Source organism: Candidatus Bathyarchaeota archaeon (assembly GCA_023131225.1).
Taxonomy (GTDB): domain Archaea; phylum Thermoproteota; class Bathyarchaeia; order Bathyarchaeales; family SOJC01; genus JAGLZW01.
In genome coordinates this window covers 1-3,232 of record JAGLZW010000014.1, presented here as the reverse complement: position 1 = coordinate 3,232, position 3,232 = coordinate 1, and the positions used below count along the sequence as shown (strand labels likewise).

The following is a 3,232-nucleotide window of genomic DNA, read 5'->3' as shown; positions in this document are numbered from 1 at the left end:
GTCACTGTTTGGCAATCTACCAAGAGGCGTGGTGAGGCTCAACGACAATATTTGAAACAGTTTTTCTCCCCATCCTAGCTCTTTTCGTGGGCATCATTGCAGCTATGCTGGGCATCGGAGGCGGAGTTTTCATTGTACCTGCTCTGCAATTATTACCCTTAAGCATCGAATTTTCTCCACAAATGGCAGCGGGAACAAGCCTTACGATGATAATGTTTAAGGCATTGTCGTCTATGAGTGGCTATGCAAGACAAAAAAGGATAGACTATAAAGTTGGGCTGCTCTTAGCCACAGTTACAATACCTGGCTCCCTCTTGGGAGCATATTTGACAACTGCAATTGCGAAAGAATATTTAATATTGATTTTTGCTTTGTTAATACTCTATGTCGCCTTTCGAATGTTTTTTCCATACAATCTGGGCAACAAGCTAGAAAAAAATCGTAAAACTGGCTGGAAGCGAAGCCTCGTAGACTCGGATGATAAAATCTTTGGATATAGTGCAGATATGAAACTTGGCTTGCCCTTGAGTTTCCTTGCTGGCGTTTCATCAGGCTTGTTAGGTATTGGTGGCGGTGCTTTAATGGTGCCGATTCTGCATTTTGCTCTTTCCTTTCCCATGCATCTCGCGGTTGCTACTTCAGTTTTTATCATGGTTTTTACTTCAATTGCTGGAGTGGCGACTCACATATATCTCGGTAATGTTCAGTTTGGTTTTGCACTTGTTCTCATTGTTGGCGTCATTTTCGGAGCGCAAATTGGTGCTTACGTTTCCAAGCGTGTTTCAAGCAGGAATCTGAGACGAATTTTTGGCCTGGTGCTTGTGCTTGTTAGTCTGCGAATGATTCTGAAGTTTCTAGGCTGGGCGTAACACGGACATCTTTTATTAGCTTTTATCTGCCAATATTTCATCGAAGGTCTACCGGTTGCAGTCTAAAGAATTGAGGCAATTGTGGACATATTCTGATGGAGCTTCTAGGGGAAACCCTGGACCAGCAGCGGTCGCCATTAAGATAGTGGACGAAAATGGGGTTGTGGCGAAGAAATTTTCCAAGTTTTTGGGAAGGAAAACTAACAACCAAGCTGAGTATGAAGCGCTAATAGAAGCCCTTCAACTAGCACATGACTTTACAAAGGGTTATGTGCACTGTTTTCTAGACAGCGAACTAATAGTAAAGCAGCTTAATGGAGAATATCAAGTTAGAAATCCTCGACTGGAAGTGCTTTGGCTGAAAGTTCGTGAACTCCAACAACATTTTCAAAGCGTATCCTTCAATCATATTTCAAGAACAGACAAAAACATGAAAGAAGTGGATGCGTCGGCAAATCGTGTCTTAGACAGTATACTCGGTTAACACTTGGATTAAAGTTAATAGAAACATATCCCTTGTTTAATCGTAAACGGGGTACACTATGACCTCAAGTTTATCTGAAACACTTCAAAAACTTCTTTTCGCCATCATTTTCATAGTCGGTTTTTTCATCATCCTAACATACATGCTTTCGATGGGCTTGGGGATTCTGGTTTTTTTCTCCACTGCAGAAGGGCTAACATTCAGCCAAGGACCAATAAGGCTATATCCCTTGCTCATTGTAGATATGGAGATAACCATAAACGCTGGGCTCTATTATTTATTTCTCTGGTGGATATTTGCTTTTTGTTTTGCTGCCGCTTGGAGGTACAGGGATGATCTTCCCAGCAGAGTCCGAGAATTCTTTTCTGTTGATACTAAACGAAGTCCTTTCAGCAACAACTTGCTTGCTATGCCAGCAATAACATCCATGTTGCTAGTGGTCACAATCGTATTACATTTCTTTCAGACGCAGAGTGGAATTCCCATAGGAGAGCCACGCATTACAGATGAGCCTTTCTTGGACTTCCTACGATTTTCGCGGGCTCCACTAGTCGAAGAGATATTGTTCCGGATAATTCCAATAGGAACTTTCCTAGCGACTTACATTTTTGTTGCTGGAAAAAGAACGAGACCTGGCTTTTCTTGGAGCCAACGATTAAAGACGTGCATTCTATCTGTTTTGCAGCCTGAAAAGGCTAAGAAGATGATCGGTTTGAGAACCATCGGTGAAGCTGGCTTGCTTGGAGGGGTTTTCTGGGCCGAATGGATGATGATATTCCTAACTGCTTTTCTTTTCGGTATCGCCCACTATTTTGGTAATTGGGAGCTAGGTAAAATAGCTCCAGCAACAGTGAGCGGCGCAGTTTTTGCTTTGGCGTATCTTTACTATGGGGTTCAAGCGCCGATTTTGCTTCACTGGTATTTCAATTTTTACTTTTCCATTTTCGGTTTATCACTGGATTACTATTCTGCTGAAATGGATTTTCTATCTCTTAGTTGGTTGGCAAACATTTTCTTAGGTGCATTTTTGTGGGTAGCACTAATCATCTTTGGTGTGATTGCGATTTTTGAGTTGGTAAGGCGAAAACCTAAAGCTATACCCGTTCCTGAACCACCCTCTACAAACATCTAACTCATCTTCTTCGAAACTTCTTCAGATATGTCATCAATGTTGATTGGGCGTTGCTGACGCTTTTCCATGTCTCTCAGCATCACTTTACCTTTTTCAAGCTCCTTCGGACCTAGAATAACAGCGTATGCCATTTTCCTTCTGTCAGCATCCTGTAACGCTCGCGAAACTGTTCGCCCCATAACCTCTAATTCTACAGCTATTCCCCTTTTTCTTAGCTGCAACGCTATTGCAAAAGCTTTGGAAACTGCCTTTTCACCAATGGGAATAACCGCCACGATTTTCTTAGAAATCTTCAGCGTGACGTTTTGTTTGTCTATTGCCAGCGCGATGCGATCCAGCCCGTGAGCAACTCCTACTGCCGGTGTAGGCTCACCTCCAAACAGTTCAACGAGTTTATCATATCGTCCACCGCCGCCTAGTGAAATCTCCATCTCAGGTACAAGCGGCTCGAAAATCATTCCAGTATAGTATTCTAAGCCTCGTGCAAATCCTGTTTCAATTGACATGTTGAATTTAACTCCGCTTTCTTTGCATAACTCAATGATTTGCTGCAGGTTATCTACTGCTGTAACCGGACTCTCATATTCCCCTAGCTTTTTCTTTACGTCAGTTAGGACCTTGGAAGCGTCTTTTCCCTTAGCTTCAAAAACCTCTTTCAGAGCTGATAAACCCTTTCTTGAAACGCCAAATTCTTCAGCGGTTCTAAGCGCTTCGTTCCACCGTTTGGCGTCTAATAGCTGCATCAAG

General features: G+C 42.6%; 4 protein-coding genes. 3 read left to right on the top strand and 1 reads right to left on the bottom strand.

All coding sequences use genetic code 11. The annotated features are described in order from the left end of the window. The first annotated feature begins 86 nt into the window (after nucleotides 1-86). The 3 genes from KAU88_04080 (at nucleotide 87) to KAU88_04070 (ending at nucleotide 2,485) form a co-directional block, all read left to right on the top strand. The gene (locus KAU88_04080; protein MCK4477689.1) at nucleotides 87-869 is read left to right on the top strand and encodes a sulfite exporter TauE/SafE family protein; all 783 of its coding nucleotides are present in this window, start codon (nucleotides 87-89) and stop codon (nucleotides 867-869) included. Between the two features lie 70 nt (nucleotides 870-939). Further along, the gene (locus tag KAU88_04075) at nucleotides 940-1,353 is read left to right on the top strand and encodes a ribonuclease HI family protein (protein ID MCK4477688.1); all 414 of its coding nucleotides are present in this window, start codon (nucleotides 940-942) and stop codon (nucleotides 1,351-1,353) included. Between the two features lie 58 nt (nucleotides 1,354-1,411). Further along, the gene (locus KAU88_04070) at nucleotides 1,412-2,485 is read left to right on the top strand and encodes a CPBP family intramembrane metalloprotease (protein ID MCK4477687.1); all 1,074 of its coding nucleotides are present in this window, start codon (nucleotides 1,412-1,414) and stop codon (nucleotides 2,483-2,485) included. Here KAU88_04070 and KAU88_04065 read toward each other — a convergent pair. Beyond that, the coding region (locus KAU88_04065) for an ATP phosphoribosyltransferase regulatory subunit (GenBank protein MCK4477686.1) at nucleotides 2,482-3,232 on the bottom strand (751 nt) is incomplete at its 5' end. The two genes, KAU88_04070 and KAU88_04065, sit on opposite strands and share 4 nt — an antisense overlap.

Bases quoted from the DNA above. Each gene is read 5' to 3' on its own strand.
- KAU88_04070 (MCK4477687.1), top strand. From the start codon at position 1,412: ATGACCTCAAGTTTATCTGAAACACTTCAAAAACTTCTTTTCGCCATC.